Annotated in this window: 12 protein-coding genes; 6 read left to right on the top strand and 6 right to left on the bottom strand. The window is 71.4% G+C overall.

Annotated elements, in window-relative coordinates; translation table 11 throughout:
- Positions 1-44 precede the first annotated feature (44 nt).
- Entirely contained in the window at positions 45-686 is a 642-nt protein-coding gene (purN, locus tag BR31_RS0110080; RefSeq protein ID WP_027500844.1) for a phosphoribosylglycinamide formyltransferase, read from the top strand.
- Complete coding sequence (purH, locus tag BR31_RS0110075; RefSeq protein ID WP_027500843.1) at positions 683-2,236, top strand: bifunctional phosphoribosylaminoimidazolecarboxamide formyltransferase/IMP cyclohydrolase; 1,554 nt, start codon at positions 683-685, stop codon at positions 2,234-2,236. Before purN ends, purH begins: the two co-directional genes overlap by 4 nt.
- A 131-nt stretch (positions 2,237-2,367) precedes the next feature.
- Here the strand turns inward: purH and BR31_RS0110070 are convergent, their stop codons facing one another.
- From BR31_RS0110070 to BR31_RS0110060, 3 genes are all read right to left on the bottom strand, one after another.
- Complete coding sequence (locus BR31_RS0110070) at positions 2,368-2,559, bottom strand: hypothetical protein (protein ID WP_027500842.1); 192 nt, start codon at positions 2,557-2,559, stop codon at positions 2,368-2,370.
- 376 nt (positions 2,560-2,935) lie between these two features.
- The gene (locus BR31_RS0110065; protein WP_027500841.1) at positions 2,936-3,805 is read right to left on the bottom strand and encodes a DUF559 domain-containing protein; all 870 of its coding nucleotides are present in this window, start codon (positions 3,803-3,805) and stop codon (positions 2,936-2,938) included.
- 182 nt (positions 3,806-3,987) lie between these two features.
- Complete coding sequence (locus BR31_RS0110060; RefSeq protein WP_027500840.1) at positions 3,988-4,953, bottom strand: alpha/beta hydrolase family protein; 966 nt, start codon at positions 4,951-4,953, stop codon at positions 3,988-3,990.
- Between the two features lie 109 nt (positions 4,954-5,062).
- On the opposite strand from BR31_RS0110060, the gene BR31_RS28150 reads away from it, so the two are divergent.
- Complete coding sequence (locus BR31_RS28150; RefSeq protein WP_051637273.1) at positions 5,063-6,280, top strand: PucR family transcriptional regulator; 1,218 nt, start codon at positions 5,063-5,065, stop codon at positions 6,278-6,280.
- Between the two features lie 202 nt (positions 6,281-6,482).
- Positions 6,483-7,352 (top strand): alpha/beta hydrolase family protein, encoded by an 870-nt coding sequence (locus tag BR31_RS0110050; protein WP_037176175.1) that lies wholly within the window; start codon positions 6,483-6,485, stop codon positions 7,350-7,352.
- 31 nt (positions 7,353-7,383) lie between these two features.
- Here BR31_RS0110050 and BR31_RS0110045 read toward each other — a convergent pair whose 3' ends face one another.
- Genes BR31_RS0110045 through BR31_RS28145 form a run of 3 tightly spaced genes read right to left on the bottom strand, consistent with a single transcriptional unit; the run spans position 7,384 to position 9,975 of the window.
- Positions 7,384-7,956 carry a DUF4126 domain-containing protein gene (locus BR31_RS0110045; protein WP_027500838.1) on the bottom strand — a complete coding sequence of 191 codons (573 nt, stop codon included), beginning with the start codon at positions 7,954-7,956 and terminating at the stop codon, positions 7,384-7,386.
- A gap of 55 nt (positions 7,957-8,011) precedes the next feature.
- On the bottom strand, positions 8,012-9,685 hold the full coding sequence (gene mctP / locus BR31_RS0110040) for a monocarboxylate uptake permease MctP (protein WP_269321338.1): 1,674 nt from the start codon (positions 9,683-9,685) through the stop codon (positions 8,012-8,014).
- Positions 9,682-9,975: a DUF3311 domain-containing protein gene (locus BR31_RS28145; RefSeq protein ID WP_051637293.1), complete on the bottom strand. Its 294-nt coding sequence runs from the start codon at positions 9,973-9,975 to the stop codon at positions 9,682-9,684. The genes mctP and BR31_RS28145 overlap by 4 nt, the downstream gene beginning before the upstream one ends.
- Positions 9,976-10,158: 183 nt before the next feature.
- On the opposite strand from BR31_RS28145, the gene BR31_RS0110030 reads away from it, so the two are divergent.
- Entirely contained in the window at positions 10,159-11,556 is a 1,398-nt protein-coding gene (locus BR31_RS0110030) for a sigma 54-interacting transcriptional regulator (protein ID WP_027500836.1), read from the top strand.
- On the top strand, positions 11,553-13,592 hold the full coding sequence (locus BR31_RS28140; protein WP_231496429.1) for a vWA domain-containing protein: 2,040 nt from the start codon (positions 11,553-11,555) through the stop codon (positions 13,590-13,592). The genes BR31_RS0110030 and BR31_RS28140 overlap by 4 nt, the downstream gene beginning before the upstream one ends.
- The last annotated feature ends 10 nt before the right edge of the window (positions 13,593-13,602 follow it).

Raw genomic sequence — 13,602 nt, 5'->3', positions numbered from 1 at the left:
CCGGGGCACACTCCGGTCGCTGGCCCGCACACAGGAGTAGAGCGCTGACTGCCTCGCGTGAGTACTTCCGCCCCGGCTCGACCGAGCCGGTCCGAGTCGTGGTCCTCGCTTCCGGTACCGGGAGCCTGCTGCAGTCGCTGATCGCGGCCGCCGTCGACGACTACCCCGCCCGCATCGTCGCGGTCGGGGTGGACCGCGACTGCGCCGCCGCCGGGCACGCGGAGACCGCGGGCATCCCCGCCTTCCGGGTCGGGCTGCGCGATCACGCCGACCGGGCCGCCTGGGACCGCGCGCTGACCAAGGCGACGGACGCGTACCAGCCGGACCTCATCGTCTCCGCCGGGTTCATGAAGATCCTCGGTCCCGAGTTCCTCGACCGCTTCGGCGGCCGCATCATCAATACCCATCCCGCTCTGCTGCCCTCGTTTCCCGGCGCGCACGCGGTGCCCGATGCCCTGGCCTACGGCGTGAAGATCACCGGTTCGACCGTGCACCTGGTCGACGCGGGGGTCGACACCGGACCGATCCTGGCCCAGGAGCCGGTGCCCGTGCTCGAGTCCGACGACGAGGCGAGCCTGCACGAGCGGATCAAAACGGTGGAACGGCGACTGCTGGCGGAGGTTCTCGCCGCCGTCGCCACCCGAGGTGTTATTTCCGATGGACGAAAGGCCGTGATCCCGAAGTGACCGAACGTAAGGCTGTGCGCCGCGCATTGGTGAGCGTCTACGACAAGACCGGCCTCGTGGAACTGGCCACCGGGCTGCACCAGGCCGGGGTCGAGCTGGTCTCCACCGGCTCCACGGCCTCGAAGATCGCCGACGCGGGCATCCCCGTCACCAAGGTCGAGGACCTGACCGGCTTCCCGGAGACCCTCGACGGTCGCGTGAAGACCCTGCACCCGCGGGTGCACGCGGGCATCCTCGCCGACACCCGCAAGGACGAGCACCTCGATCAGCTCATCGAGCTGGGCGTCGAGGCGTTCCAGCTGGTGGTCGTGAACCTGTACCCGTTCACCGCCACCGTCGCGTCCGGTGCGACCCCTGACGAGTGCGTCGAGCAGATCGACATCGGCGGCCCGTCGATGGTGCGCGCCGCCGCCAAGAACCACCCGTCGGTCGCGGTCGTCGTCGACCCGGGCAAGTACGAGGACGTGCTCGCCGCCATCTCGGCAGGCGGATTCACCCTGGCCGAGCGCACCGCCCTTGCCGCGCAGGCGTTCCAGCACACCGCGTCCTACGACGTCGCGGTGGCGAGCTGGATGACGTCCGTGATGGTCGAGTCCGACTCCCAGTTCCCCGAGTGGGCAGGCGCGAGCTGGAACCGCACCGCGGTGCTGCGTTACGGCGAGAACCCGCATCAGGCCGCGGCGCTGTACGAGGACCCGGCGGCTCCCGCGGGGCTCGCGCAGGCGAAGCAGTTGCACGGCAAGGAGATGTCGTACAACAACTACACCGACGGTGACGCAGCCTGGCGCGCCGCCTTCGACCACGCCGAGCCCGCGGTCGCGATCATCAAGCACGCCAACCCCTGTGGCATCGCCGTCGGCGCGGACATCGCCGAGGCGCACCGCAAGGCGCACGCCTGCGATCCGGTCAGCGCCTTCGGCGGCGTCATCGCCGCGAACCGCGAGGTGACCGTCGAGATGGCCGAGCAGGTCGCCGAGATCTTCACCGAGGTCGTGATCGCGCCGTCCTACGCCCCCGGTGCCGTCGAGGTGCTGGCCCGCAAGAAGAACGTGCGGGTGCTCGAGGCCGCCGTCCCGAACGCGACCGGCGTGGAGCTGCGCCCGATCTCCGGCGGGGCGCTGCTGCAGGAGCGGGACGTGCTCGACGCCGAGGGCGACGACTCGGCCAACTGGACCCTCGTCACCGGTGACGCGGCCGACGCCGCGACCCTGAAGGACCTCGAATTCGCTTGGCGCGCATGCCGTGCCGTGAAGTCGAACGCGATCCTGCTCGCTCACGACGGCGCCTCGGTCGGCGTCGGCATGGGCCAGGTCAACCGCGTCGACTCCGCGCACCTGGCCGTGCAGCGCGCGGGGGACCGGGTCACCGGTTCGGTCGGCGCATCCGATGCGTTCTTCCCGTTCCCCGACGGCTTCCAGGTGCTCGCGAACGCGGGCGTCAAGGCGGTCGTGCAGCCGGGTGGTTCGGTCCGTGACAACGAGGTGATCGAGGCCGCGCGCGAGGCGGGCGTCACGATGTACCTGACCGGGGCGCGCCACTTCGCGCACTGAGGTACTTCTCGCGCCGACGTCCTGACGAGGGTGCACGCTCGCGGGTTCTCCCGCCGAGTGTGCACCTTTCGTCGTTTCCACCGGGGCGACGCCCCGGTATGTGCACGCTCGACGCCGCGGCCGCGGGATGGTCAGGCGGCCGAGCCGGAGATCACGATCCGGGCCGCGCCGCGGTCGAGCAGCTCGCGGGCCAGGTCGGTCGCGGCCGCTCGCTGAGCGGCGTCGGTGTGGGAGAGGTCGAGGGTGACCGCGTGGCCGGTGAGGTCGGCGGGCAGGGACGTCAGTGGCGGGGCCGTGGACAGTTGGCTGATTCGAAGCTTCATGGGGAACTCCTCGTTCTGGACTTGTCGAGTCTGTCTGTGTTTTGTGTGCGGAAGGTTTCCGCTCGGGGGTGTTCGGGTAAAAGAAAAGGCACCCGGGCGAATGCCCTGGGTGCCGAGAACGGATCCGCTACGTCAGGATCGTTCTCGGGATACGCGCTTGGCCGACATGTGGCAATGCCACGCGGGTACGGCGCTGAGGTGCGCGTAGTGCGTCATGGTGGCCGTCCCTTCGGTCTAGGCGTCGTTGGTTAGGCGAGAACGGTACAGCACACCGGGGACCCGCGCATCTCCAATATCGGCGCGGTGGTCGCCGAGTGTGCACCTACCGATGCATCGGCCGAGGTGGGGAGGCGGAAACTGCACACTCGGCGGACCGTCAGACCGGGGCGCCCGCCGCCCGCAGTGCGGCGCGGGCGCGGGCCGCGACCGTGTGCGGACGCAGTCGCAGCTGGGCGGAACCGACGCGCACCACCCGCCACCCGAGATTCGTCAGCAGCTCGAGCCGCTCGAGGTCCCACGCGCGCTGGCTCTCGTCGGTCCAGTGCTGGTCGCCGTCGTACTCCACGAGCACCTTCCAGCGTTCCCACCCCATGTCCGATCGCGCGACGACGCGGCCGCGCGCGTCCCGGACGAGGATCTGCGTCGCCGGGCGCGGCAACCCGCCGTCGATCAGCAGCAGCCGGGTTCGCGTCTCCTGCGGCGACTCCGCGCCGCCGTCTACGAGTTCGAGGACCTGGCGGAGCTGGACGATTCCCCTTGCCCCGCGGTGGTTCTCGGCCAGCGCCCCGATCTCCCCAGGCTTCGTGTCGGTGGCATTGCACAGCGCGTCGAGCGCCTCGACCGCGCGGTCGAACCGCAGCCGACGGCCGAGGTCGTACCCGGTGCGGGCCGGGGTCGATGCGATCCACCCACCCGCGACGCAGATCTCGTCAGGGGCCAACGCGTCGCCGTGGATCAGGACTCCCCGCGTGCCGCGCCTGCTGCCCGTTCGGAACAGCTCCGCGCGAGCGCCCGGGTCGATCCACTTGGCGCCGTGCACGGCGGCGGCGGACATCCCGGCGAGGATCCCGTCCTCACCGGCCCAGAGTGCCGCAGCCCGGGCGCGGAGGATCGCGTCGAGTCCGATTCCCTTGGCGATGTACACATCTCGGTGGATCTGGTGGTGGTCCAGGCGCAGCTGCCGGTCGGTCATGGCGCCGGCCGCGACCGCCGTGCTGCCCAGGAACGGTTCATCGAATTCCCCCATGCCTCGACACTGACCGACGGGTCGCCGCGGCGGTGGGGCGTTCGGTCACCTGTGGACACCCGATTCGGTTGTCCACAGATCGGTCGAAAGTGCAGCTGTCGGGGCATCGGTCGGGTAGGCGCGACGGTAGGTGCACACTCGGCGACCGGCGCGGTGCCGGAGACGACCGCGGCCAGGGAGGACTAGAGCCCCGCGAGCCAGTTGCGGAAGCCGGCGCCGAACTCCGCGGAGTAGGGCAGGTCCTCGATGTAGTCGGCACCGGTCGAGTCCCGCTCGCCGATCTCCTTGAGCACATGGTTGGCCGTGGTCATCCGCACCGACGTCAACGCCGCCGCGGACAGCGCCGCGTCCAGCGCGTCCACGTCGGCGTCCGCGACCTGGGTGTCCCGGGCCGAGCAGCTGGTCAGCACGGGCAGTCCCGCGGGCAGCGCGCCTGCCAGCACACGCGGGTCGAGCGCGTCCTCCTCGGCGAGCGCCTTGGCGTTGACGGGCACGAATCCGGCCATCCGCAGCGGCTCGGGCAGGTCGTCGGGGAGGGTGCCGTCGGCGCGCAAGGACTCGACGGCCTCGGTCAGCGCGGTGCGCAGCTCATCGGCCAGCTCGAGCGGGAGCGCCCCGGCACCGAGGGCCCCGTCGACCTGCGCGTTGATCTGCCGGGTCAGCAGGTCGAGCAGCCGTACCGCGAGCGGCTCGAGCAGGCCGAGCCCGGCGAGGGCAGGGGCGTCGTCGGCGACGGCCAGCGCGAGCCCGACGAGCGCGCCCTCGCTGTGCCCGATCACCACCAGCCGGTCCGCATCGACACCGGGTTGCGCCGCAAGGTAATCCAGTCCGTCCGCGGCCGCGTCGACGAAGGTGGAGAAGCCGAGCCCGGCGACGTCCTCGACCTCGTACGGCCCGAGCCCGGTCTCCCCGCTGCCGAGCTTGTCGTAGCGCAGGCTCGCGAAGCCGGCGTCCGCCAGCGTGTCCGCGAGGAAGCGGAGGGTGCCGATGGACCCGGGCATCAGGGCGCTGTCGCCGTTGCGGTCGGTCGGCCCGCTGCCTGCGAGGAGCAGGGCCGCTGGCACCGGGCCCGACACGCCGTCGGGGACCCGTAGGCTGCCGTGCAGGGTGACGTCGCCGCTGGCAAAGGTGATCTCGGTGTCGGCCATGGCCCACTGTCTACCAGAGCGTCGGGCCGAGGAACGAGCCCGTCGGCGCCGCCCCGCGGGCTACCATCGCGCTCATCACGCACCGTGCCTGCGGCTGCGGGATGGTCTCGTGGAGAAGGGCGGCGGCTGGGTGCGCGACGGGGACAACGCCTCACACATCCTGACCGCGGTGGCGCGGCCGCTCTCGGGCCGGCTGCCCGCGATCGCCACCGGCCTGGCCGAGCAGATCCTCGCCGAGGACGGCGCCTACGCGGCCCTGGTTGCCCCCGTGGAGCTGCGGGACACGATCCTGCACAACCTGCGTCAGGCCATGACCTCGATGCTGGACCGCTCCGAGGATCGTCCCGTCGACCTCTCCGATGCCGCGTGGACCGGCCGGACCCGCGCCGAGCAGGGCCTGCCGCTGTCCTCGCTGCAGGACGCGTACCGGCGCGGCTGCCGGCTGCTCTGGCAGGCCATGATCGAGACGGTGGCGGAGGAGTACCCGGCCTCGCTGCCCGACCTCTTGCCGTGCGTCGGCGACCTGTGGGACATCGTCGACCTCCTCGTCGGCGCGGTCGCCGATGCCTATCAGGAGGCGGAATCGGAGCGCCTGGCCCGGGACGGCGAGCGGCGGAACGCGGTGCTCGACGTCCTGCTGGGCGGGCCGGGAGCCGACTTCCCCGTCGGTGGGGGAGCCGGCCTCGTCGCGGAGGCGTCGGCCTTTCTCGGCCTGGCCGAGCGCGGCCGCTACGCGGTGGCCGTGGTGCGGTCGGTCGGGCGGGGCGCCGGTCTGCCCCGGGGTCGGGGGCACGCGGCGACCGGGGGCTTCCACATCCTGTGGCGGATCCGCGCGGATCACGAGGTGGGGCTGATCTCGCTCGGGTCGGACGAGGTGGCCGAGCCCGCTCGGCTGCTGGAGGAACAGGGGGTGTCCGCCGGGATCAGCCCGGTGGTTGGCTCGCTGGCCGAGCTGGCCAGGGCCCGTTGGCTGGCCGAGGTCGCATTGCAGACCTGCGCGCCCGGCACCGACGAGGTGGTGGTGCTCGATCGAAGACTGCCCGCTGCGCTGGTCGCCGCTCAGCCGGACCTCGCGGAGCGACTCCGAACGGTGGTGCTCGGCCCGGTGCTGCGGTTGCCGCCGGTCGAACGCGACCTGCTGCTCGACACCGTGACCGCCTGGCTGGACGCAGGCGGCTCGGCGGCGGGCGCGGCCTCGGCGTTGTACTGCCACCGCAACACCGTCCTGAACCGGTTGCGGCGGATCGAGGATCTGACCGCCCGTTCGATCACCGACCCGCGCGCGATGATCGAGCTGGCCCTGGCCGTGGAGGCCGCCCGCCGATAGCTCGATCTGGGCAGCCGAGCCAGTGCGGGGGCCGCCCGATTGTGCTCGGGCACAGAGCCCGCGCGGAGATCGGATTTCCGCCAACGGGCGGCGGGGGTGCGGCATAGCTTTCACGCCAGTACTCCCGTCACCGGGCAGGAGACATGCTGTGCCGGTGCGCAACCCGCCCTCGGGCGACTATCGAAAGGGAAGAGGTTCGCGCATGCGCACTCGCACTTCCATGGTCAGGGCCTGGCTGGCCGCCGCCGTCACGGCCGCCATCACGGCCGCGGTCACCGCGCTGACACTGACGGCCGTCGCCGCCCCCGCTCAGGCCGAGGGCATCCCGAGCGTCGGGCGGAACTGGGCCGCGCCGGGTCCGTATGCGCCGGAGGTCAGCATCGGTGCGGTGCACACGCTGTACTACCCCCAGAACATGGGGGCGCACGGGGAGAAGCACCCCGTGGTGATCTGGGGCAACGGCACCGGGGTGCTCCCCGGTGCCTACACCCTGCTGCTGCGGCACTACGCCAGCCACGGCTTCATCGTGGTCGCCGCCAACACGCCCGCGAGCAACTTCGCGATCACCATGCGCAGCGGAATCGACCTCATCGAGGGTCTCAACGCCGACCCCGCCAGCGTCTTCCACGGCAAGGTGGACCTGGACCGGATCGGCTCGGCCGGCCACTCCCAGGGCGGATCGGGTGCGATCAACGCCGCCGTCGATCCCCGGGTGGACACCGTCGTCGCGATCCAGCCGGGCCCGCTCAACGACGTCGATCTGATCGACGAGCCGGTGCTGTTCCTCGCCGGTCAGTTCGACGCGATCGTCTGGCCGGTCCTGGTCAAGGGCATGTACAACGACGCCGATCATGTCCCGGCCGAGTACGCGGAGCTGCGCGGAGCCACCCACTTCGGCACCGGTATCTCGGGCGGCGACATGCGCGGTCCGTCCACGGCCTGGCTCCGGTACTGGCTGATGGACGACCAGAACGCCCGCGCCGAGTTCTTCGGCCAGAACTGTGGATTCTGCTCGGACAGCGGGCAGTTCTCCGACTTCCGCCGCAACGGTCTGGCCAAGCAGATCCCCTGACGCCGGTGGGTTGCCGGCGCTGCGGCGCGACCTACGCCTGCCGCAGCGCCCGCACCCGACGCACGCCCTTCCACGCGAACCACAGCAGGACGGCCAGCAGCACCGGGATCAGCAGCGGGAGAACGAAGGCGACCAGCACCATGACGAACGAGAGGACGTCCTCGACCACCGAGATCACCGGATTCGCCAATCCGGCGGTACCCGCCGTGCTCGCCGCCCTCGTCCCGGTCTGGGCGGCGCTGAACGCCAGCGCGGTCGGCGCGCCGACGATGATGCCTGCGATCACCGCGCCGGTGGGGCCGAGATCAGTGAACACCGCGCCCGCGGCGATCGCCGCCGCGATCGGCCGGGTGAAGGTACCGAACACGCCGAGGGCGTTGTCCACCACGGGGATCAGGTCTGCGAGCAGTTCGACCGCGGTCGCGACGGCCAGCGCGACCAACGCGCCCGTCGAGCCGACCCACGCGAAGCTCTCGCCGAGGACGATGCCGAACAGCTCGAAGTGCGCGGCCGCACTGAGCATCAGCAGCGGCAGGAAGGTGCGCAGCCCGGTGGCCGCGGCCAGACCGAGTCCGAGCAGGACGGGCAGCAGCCAGGTCTCCATGGGCAGAGTCTAGGAGTCTTCGGCGGCGTGCCAGCCGGATTCCCGACCGTGCCCGTCACGGGCTGGGGGTGGCCTCCGTCGGGGTCGGCGGCAGCGGTGCCACCCGGGGATCGCCCGCGTCCGCGAAGTAGTCGCCCCTGATGGTCGCGTCCACCCCCTCCGGCGCCTTGACCGCCCGCATGACCAGCGTGAGCACCGCGGCGACGATGATGTTGACCACGAACGCCGTCAACGCGATGTAACCCATCTGCGCGATACCGGGGATCGAGGCGAGCGAGCCGGCGAAGTGCGGCGTGGTGGCGGACGAGACGTTGTACGCCGCGATCGTGCCGTACACCATGCCGACCGCCCAGCCCGCGAGCAGCGCCCAGCGGTGGAACCAGCGGGTGTAGAGCCCGAACACGATGGCGGGGAAGGTCTGCAGGATCCAGATGCCGCCCAGCAGCTGGAAATTGATGGCGTTCTGCTTGTCGAGGGTCAGCACAAAGATCAGCGCGACGAACTTGACGAACAACGAGGTCAACTTGCTGACCTTGGCCTCCTGCGCAGGCGTCGCTCCGGGCCTGAACCATTCGCGGTACACGTTGCGGGTGAACAGGTTCGCCGCCGCGATGGACATGATCGCCGCCGGCACCAGCGCGCCGATCGCGATCGCCGAGAACGCGACCCCGGCAAACCAGGCCGGGAACGCGTCCTCGAATAGCTGCGGGACCACCAGCTGCGCATTGGGTTTGCCGTCGAGGCCGATCGGCTTGGTGCCTGCGGCGATCGCCACCCAGCCGAGCAGGGCGAGCAGGCCAAGCAGGAACGTGTAAGCGGGCAGGATCGCGGCGTTGCGCCGAATGGTGTTGCGGGACTTCGACGACAGCGTGGCGGTGATCGAGTGCGGGTACATGAACAGCGCCAGCGCCGAGCCGAGCGCCAGGGTCGCGTAGGCCCAGTACTGCTGGCTGTTCGGGATGAACGTCCCTGTCGGCTTGCCGGTGGCGGGATTGGGGGTGGTCATCTTGGCCTCGGCGGCGTCGAAGATGTGGCCCCAGCCGCCGTAGCGGGACGGCAGGTAGATCACCGCCACGATGATGACGAGGTAGATCAGCGTGTCCTTGACGAACGCGATGATCGCGGGTGCCCGCAGGCCCGACGAGTAGGTGTAGGCGGCCAGCACCGCGAACGCGATGAGCAGCGGCAGGTCCCTGGCGATCACGTTGTCCGCGCCGCCGATGCCGATGACCTCGAGCACCGCCTGGATGCCGACCAGCTGCAGCGCGATGTACGGCATCGTCGCGAGGATGCCGGTCAGTGCCATCGCCAGCGACAGCCACCGGGAGCCGTACCGGCCGCCGACGAAGTCCGCGGTGGTGACGTACCCGTGCCGGTGGCTCACCGACCACAGCCGCGACATGAAGACGAAGATGATCGGATACACCACGATCGCGTACGGGATCGCGAAGAAGCCGCTCACCGAGCCGAGCGCGAACATCGCGGCAGGCACCGCGATGAAGGTGTAGGCGGTGTAGATGTCGCCGCCGATCAGGAACCACGTGACCCAGGTGCCGAAGCTGCGGCCGCCGAGCCCCCACTCGTCGAGGGTCTGCAGGTTCGACGCCCGGCGCCAGCGCGAGGCCAGGAAGCCCATCACCGTCACGAGCGAGAACAGGGCGATCAGGACGGCCAGTGCCACGCCGTTGACACCGGTCTCGCTCGCGGCCAGCATGGTCGTGGCGTTCACCGCTCGGACCCGTCGCCGTCGACCTCCTGCGCGGGCCCGTCGGTCATCGGCCGGTGCGGGCGGGCCTTCAACACGATCCGGTAGGCCGACCAGGTGGCGCCCGCGCAGAGGAACACCCACAGGAACTGGTACCAGAAGAAGAACGGCACGCCGCCCAGTTCGGGGCCCGTCCGCGCGTAGCTCGAGACCCACAGGATGGCAACGATCGGGAGCAGCAGCAGGACCACTGCGAGGGCCAGCAGGCGCTTGTTCGCAGGTGGGGTGGTGTTGTGATCGTGCTCCGCGGTCATGATGGGCACTCCGCATCTCGACGCGGCGGACTGCCGAGTGCAACCCGCACCCGCGGAAAACTACCCCGCGGTGTGCCGCGGTGTCGGCGATCCGAGGTCTCGAATCGGCCACGCGGCCCGCGGCTCGGTAGATGCCGATTTGGCCACACGCGTGCCGAATTCGCCGAACGCTCGTAGCGTGAAGTGGTGACTGCCACCGCTCCCGATGGTTTTCCGCGCACGGTCGGCGAACTGCGCGCGTCCGGACACGTGCTGCGACCGGTCCGGGACGAGATGCGAGAGAACCTGCTCGCCGCGCTGCGCGACGGCCGCGAGCCGTGGCCGGGGATCGTCGGTTTCGGCGACACGGTGCTGCCGCAGCTCGAGCGGGCCCTGATCGCGGGCCACGACGTCGTGCTGCTCGGCGAGCGCGGCCAGGGCAAGACCCGGCTGCTGCGCACCCTGCCGCTGCTGCTCGACGAGTGGACCCCGGTGATCGAGGGTGCGGAGCTGGGCGAGCACCCGTACGAGCCGATCACGCCCGCCTCGATCCGCCGCGCCGCCGCCATGGGCGACGAGCTGCCGGTGGCCTGGCGGCACCGCGACGAGCGCTACTCGGAGAAGCTCGCGACCCCGGACACCTCGGTGGCGGACCTGGTCGGCGACGTGGATCCGGTGAAGGTCGCCGAGGGGCGCAGCCTCGGCGATCCGGAGACCATCCACTTCGGGTTGGTCCCGCGCGCGCACCGCGGCATCGTCGGCATCAACGAGCTGCCCGACCTGGCCGAGCGGATCCAGGTCTCGCTGCTGAACGTGATGGAGGAGCGGGACATCCAGGTGCGCGGGTACACGCTGCGGCTGCCGCTGGACGTGCTCCTGGTGGCCAGCGCGAACCCGGAGGACTACACGAACCGCGGCCGCATCATCACCCCACTCAAGGACCGATTCGGCGCCGAGATCCGCACCCACTATCCGGCCGCGCTCGAGGACGAGATCGCGGTCATCGAGCAGGAGGCGCACCTGCGCGCCGAGGTGCCCGACCACCTCCTGGAGATCCTGGCCCGGTTCACCCGGCTGCTGCGCGAGTCCGCCTCGGTGGACCAGCGCTCGGGCGTGTCCGCCCGGTTCGCGGTGGCAGGGGCCGAGACCGTCAGCGCGGCCGCCGTGCACCGCGGCGCTGTGCTCGGCGAGGCCGACCCGGTGGCGCGGCCGGTCGACCTGGGCACGGTGATCGAGGTGCTGCGCGGCAAGGTGGAGTTCGAGTCCGGTGAGGAGGGGCGCGAGCTGGACGTGCTCGAACACCTGCTGCGCCGGGCGACCGCGGACACGGTGCGTGAGCGGCTCGGCGGGGTGGACCTGGCGCCCCTGGTGGCGGCGGTCGAGGCGGGCGGGCCGGTGATCACCGGCGACCGGGTGACCGCGAAGGACCTGCTCGGTGAGCTGCCCGAGATCGACGTGCTGGACGAGGTGGCCGCCCGCTTCGGCGCCGAGAGCACGGGGGCGCGGGCGTCCGCGGTCGAGCTGGCGCTCGAGGGCCTGTACCTGGCCCGGCGCATCGCGAAGTTCCCCGACGACGACGGACAGCTGGTCTACAGCGGATGACCGAGCCGCCGCGACCTGGCTCCCGGCATCCCCGGTCCGGGGGTCGGGGTGATCCGCACCGGGCGCGGTACGGGCCGTACCAGGGTGGCCCGGACCCGCTGCTCCCACCGGTGGACCTGCGGGAGGCGCTGGAGGCGATCGGCAACGACGTGCTCGAGGGCGCGTCACCCAGGCGGGCGCTGCGCGAGCTGTTGCGCCGCGGCACGGCGGACACGCGCGGCCTCGACGATCTCGCCGCGCGCGCGAATCGGCGCAGGCGAGAGCTGTTGGAGCGCAATCATCTCGGTGGCACCCTCGACGAGGTCCGCGAGCTGCTGGAACGGGCGTTGCTCGCCGAGCGCAAGGAGCTGGCGCGCGCGTTGGACGACGACGCCCGGTTCTCCGAGTTGCAGCTCGACGAGCTGCCCACGTCGACGGCCCAGGCCGTGCGGGACCTGTCGGAGTACCGCTGGCGCGACGCGTCCGCCCGTGCGGACTACGAGAAGATCCGCGAGCTGCTCGGACGGGAGCTGCTCGATCAGCGGTTCGCCGGGATGAAGGAGGCCCTCGCAGGCGCGACCGACGAGGACCGCGACCGCATCGACGCGATGCTCCGCGACTTGAACAACTTGCTGGACAAGCACTCTCGCGGCGAGGACACCCAGTCCGACTTCGACGAGTTCATGGCGGCGCACGGCGACTATTTCCCGGAGAACCCGCGCAACACCGAGGAGCTGCTCGATTCGCTGGCGCGGCGGGCCGCGGCGGCGCAGCGGCTGCGCAACTCGCTCACCCCGGAGCAGCGCGCCGAGCTGGATGCGTTGGCGCAGCAGGCGTTCGGCAGCCCCAGCCTGATCGACCAGCTGGAGCGGCTGGATGCGAACCTGCGGGCGGCGCGTCCCGGCGAGGACTGGGACGGCACCCAGCGGTTCCGCGGCGACGACGGCATGGGCCTCGGGGAGGGGACGGGGGCACTGGCTGACATCGCCGAGCTCGAGCAGCTCGCCGAGCAGCTCTCGCAGCAGTACGCGGGCGCGCAGCTCGACGACATCGACCCCGAGGCGCTGGCCAGGCAGCTCGGTGACGGGGCGGCGGCCGACGCCCGCACGCTGGCCGAACTGGAGCGGGCGCTGCAGCGGCAGGGCTTCCTCGCGCGCGGGGCGGACGGCCAGTGGCGGCTCTCGCCGAAGGCCATGCGCCAGCTCGGACAGTCGGCGTTCCGGGATGTGGCGCAGCGGCTCTCGGGTCGGCGCGGCGAGCGCGACACCCAGCGGGCAGGTGCGACGGGGGAGCCGACGGGGGCCAGCAGGGGCTGGGAGTTCGGTGACACCGAGCCGTGGGACGTGACCCGCACGGTGACGAACGCGGTGCTCCGGGCCGCGACGGGTGGCTCCGCGCCCTCCCTTCCCGTGCGGCTGCGGGTCTCGGATGTGGAGGTCGCCGAGACCGAGCAGCGCGTGCACGCCGCGGTCGCCCTGCTCGTCGACACCTCGTTCTCGATGGTGATGGACGGCAGGTGGGTGCCGATGAAGCGCACGGCCCTGGCGCTGAACCACCTGATCACCACGCGATTTCGCGGCGACGACCTGCAGCTGATCGCGTTCGGCCGCGTGGCCCAGCAGCTCAGCCCGGCCGAGCTGGCCGGGCTCGACGGCGCATGGGACCAGGGCACCAACCTCCATCACGCGTTGCTGCTGGCGGGCAGGCACCTGAGGCGTAACCCGAACGCCCAGCCGGTCGTGCTCATCGTCACCGACGGGGAGCCGACGGCACACCTGGAACCGGACGGGCACGCCTTCTTCGACTATCCGCCGCATCCGAAGACGTTGGGGCTCACCGTCCGTGAGCTCGACAACCTCGCGCGGCTCGGCGCTCAGGTGACGATATTCCGGCTCGGCGACGATCCGGGGCTGGCCAGGGTTGTCGACCGGATGGCGCAGCGGGTCGGCGGCAGGGTCGTGGCCCCTGACCTGGACGGGCTCGGTGCGGCGGTGGTCAGCGACTACATGCGGCGCCGCTCCGCGGCCCGTGCGCGATTCGTACCCGGGTCGGGGTGAAGATCGCGCA

Origin of the sequence: Rhodococcus sp. UNC363MFTsu5.1 (assembly GCF_000686785.1) — a bacterium.
Lineage (GTDB): Bacteria > Actinomycetota > Actinomycetes > Mycobacteriales > Mycobacteriaceae > Rhodococcus_G > Rhodococcus_G maanshanensis.
The sequence above is the reverse complement of the archived record's forward strand: the minus strand, read 5'-3'. Positions and strand labels throughout refer to the sequence as shown.

Coding starts and splice junctions, on each gene's coding strand:
- BR31_RS0110060 (WP_027500840.1), bottom strand. CDS start 4,953: ATGGCCGACACCGAGATCACCTTTGCCAGCGGCGACGTCACCCTGCAC.
- BR31_RS0110045 (WP_027500838.1), bottom strand. CDS start 7,956: ATGGAGACCTGGCTGCTGCCCGTCCTGCTCGGACTCGGTCTGGCCGCG.
- BR31_RS0110065 (WP_027500841.1), bottom strand. CDS start 3,805: ATGGGGGAATTCGATGAACCGTTCCTGGGCAGCACGGCGGTCGCGGCC.
- BR31_RS28140 (WP_231496429.1), top strand. CDS start 11,553: ATGACCGAGCCGCCGCGACCTGGCTCCCGGCATCCCCGGTCCGGGGGT.
- BR31_RS0110070 (WP_027500842.1), bottom strand. CDS start 2,559: ATGAAGCTTCGAATCAGCCAACTGTCCACGGCCCCGCCACTGACGTCC.
- BR31_RS0110050 (WP_037176175.1), top strand. CDS start 6,483: ATGCGCACTCGCACTTCCATGGTCAGGGCCTGGCTGGCCGCCGCCGTC.
- BR31_RS28145 (WP_051637293.1), bottom strand. CDS start 9,975: ATGACCGCGGAGCACGATCACAACACCACCCCACCTGCGAACAAGCGC.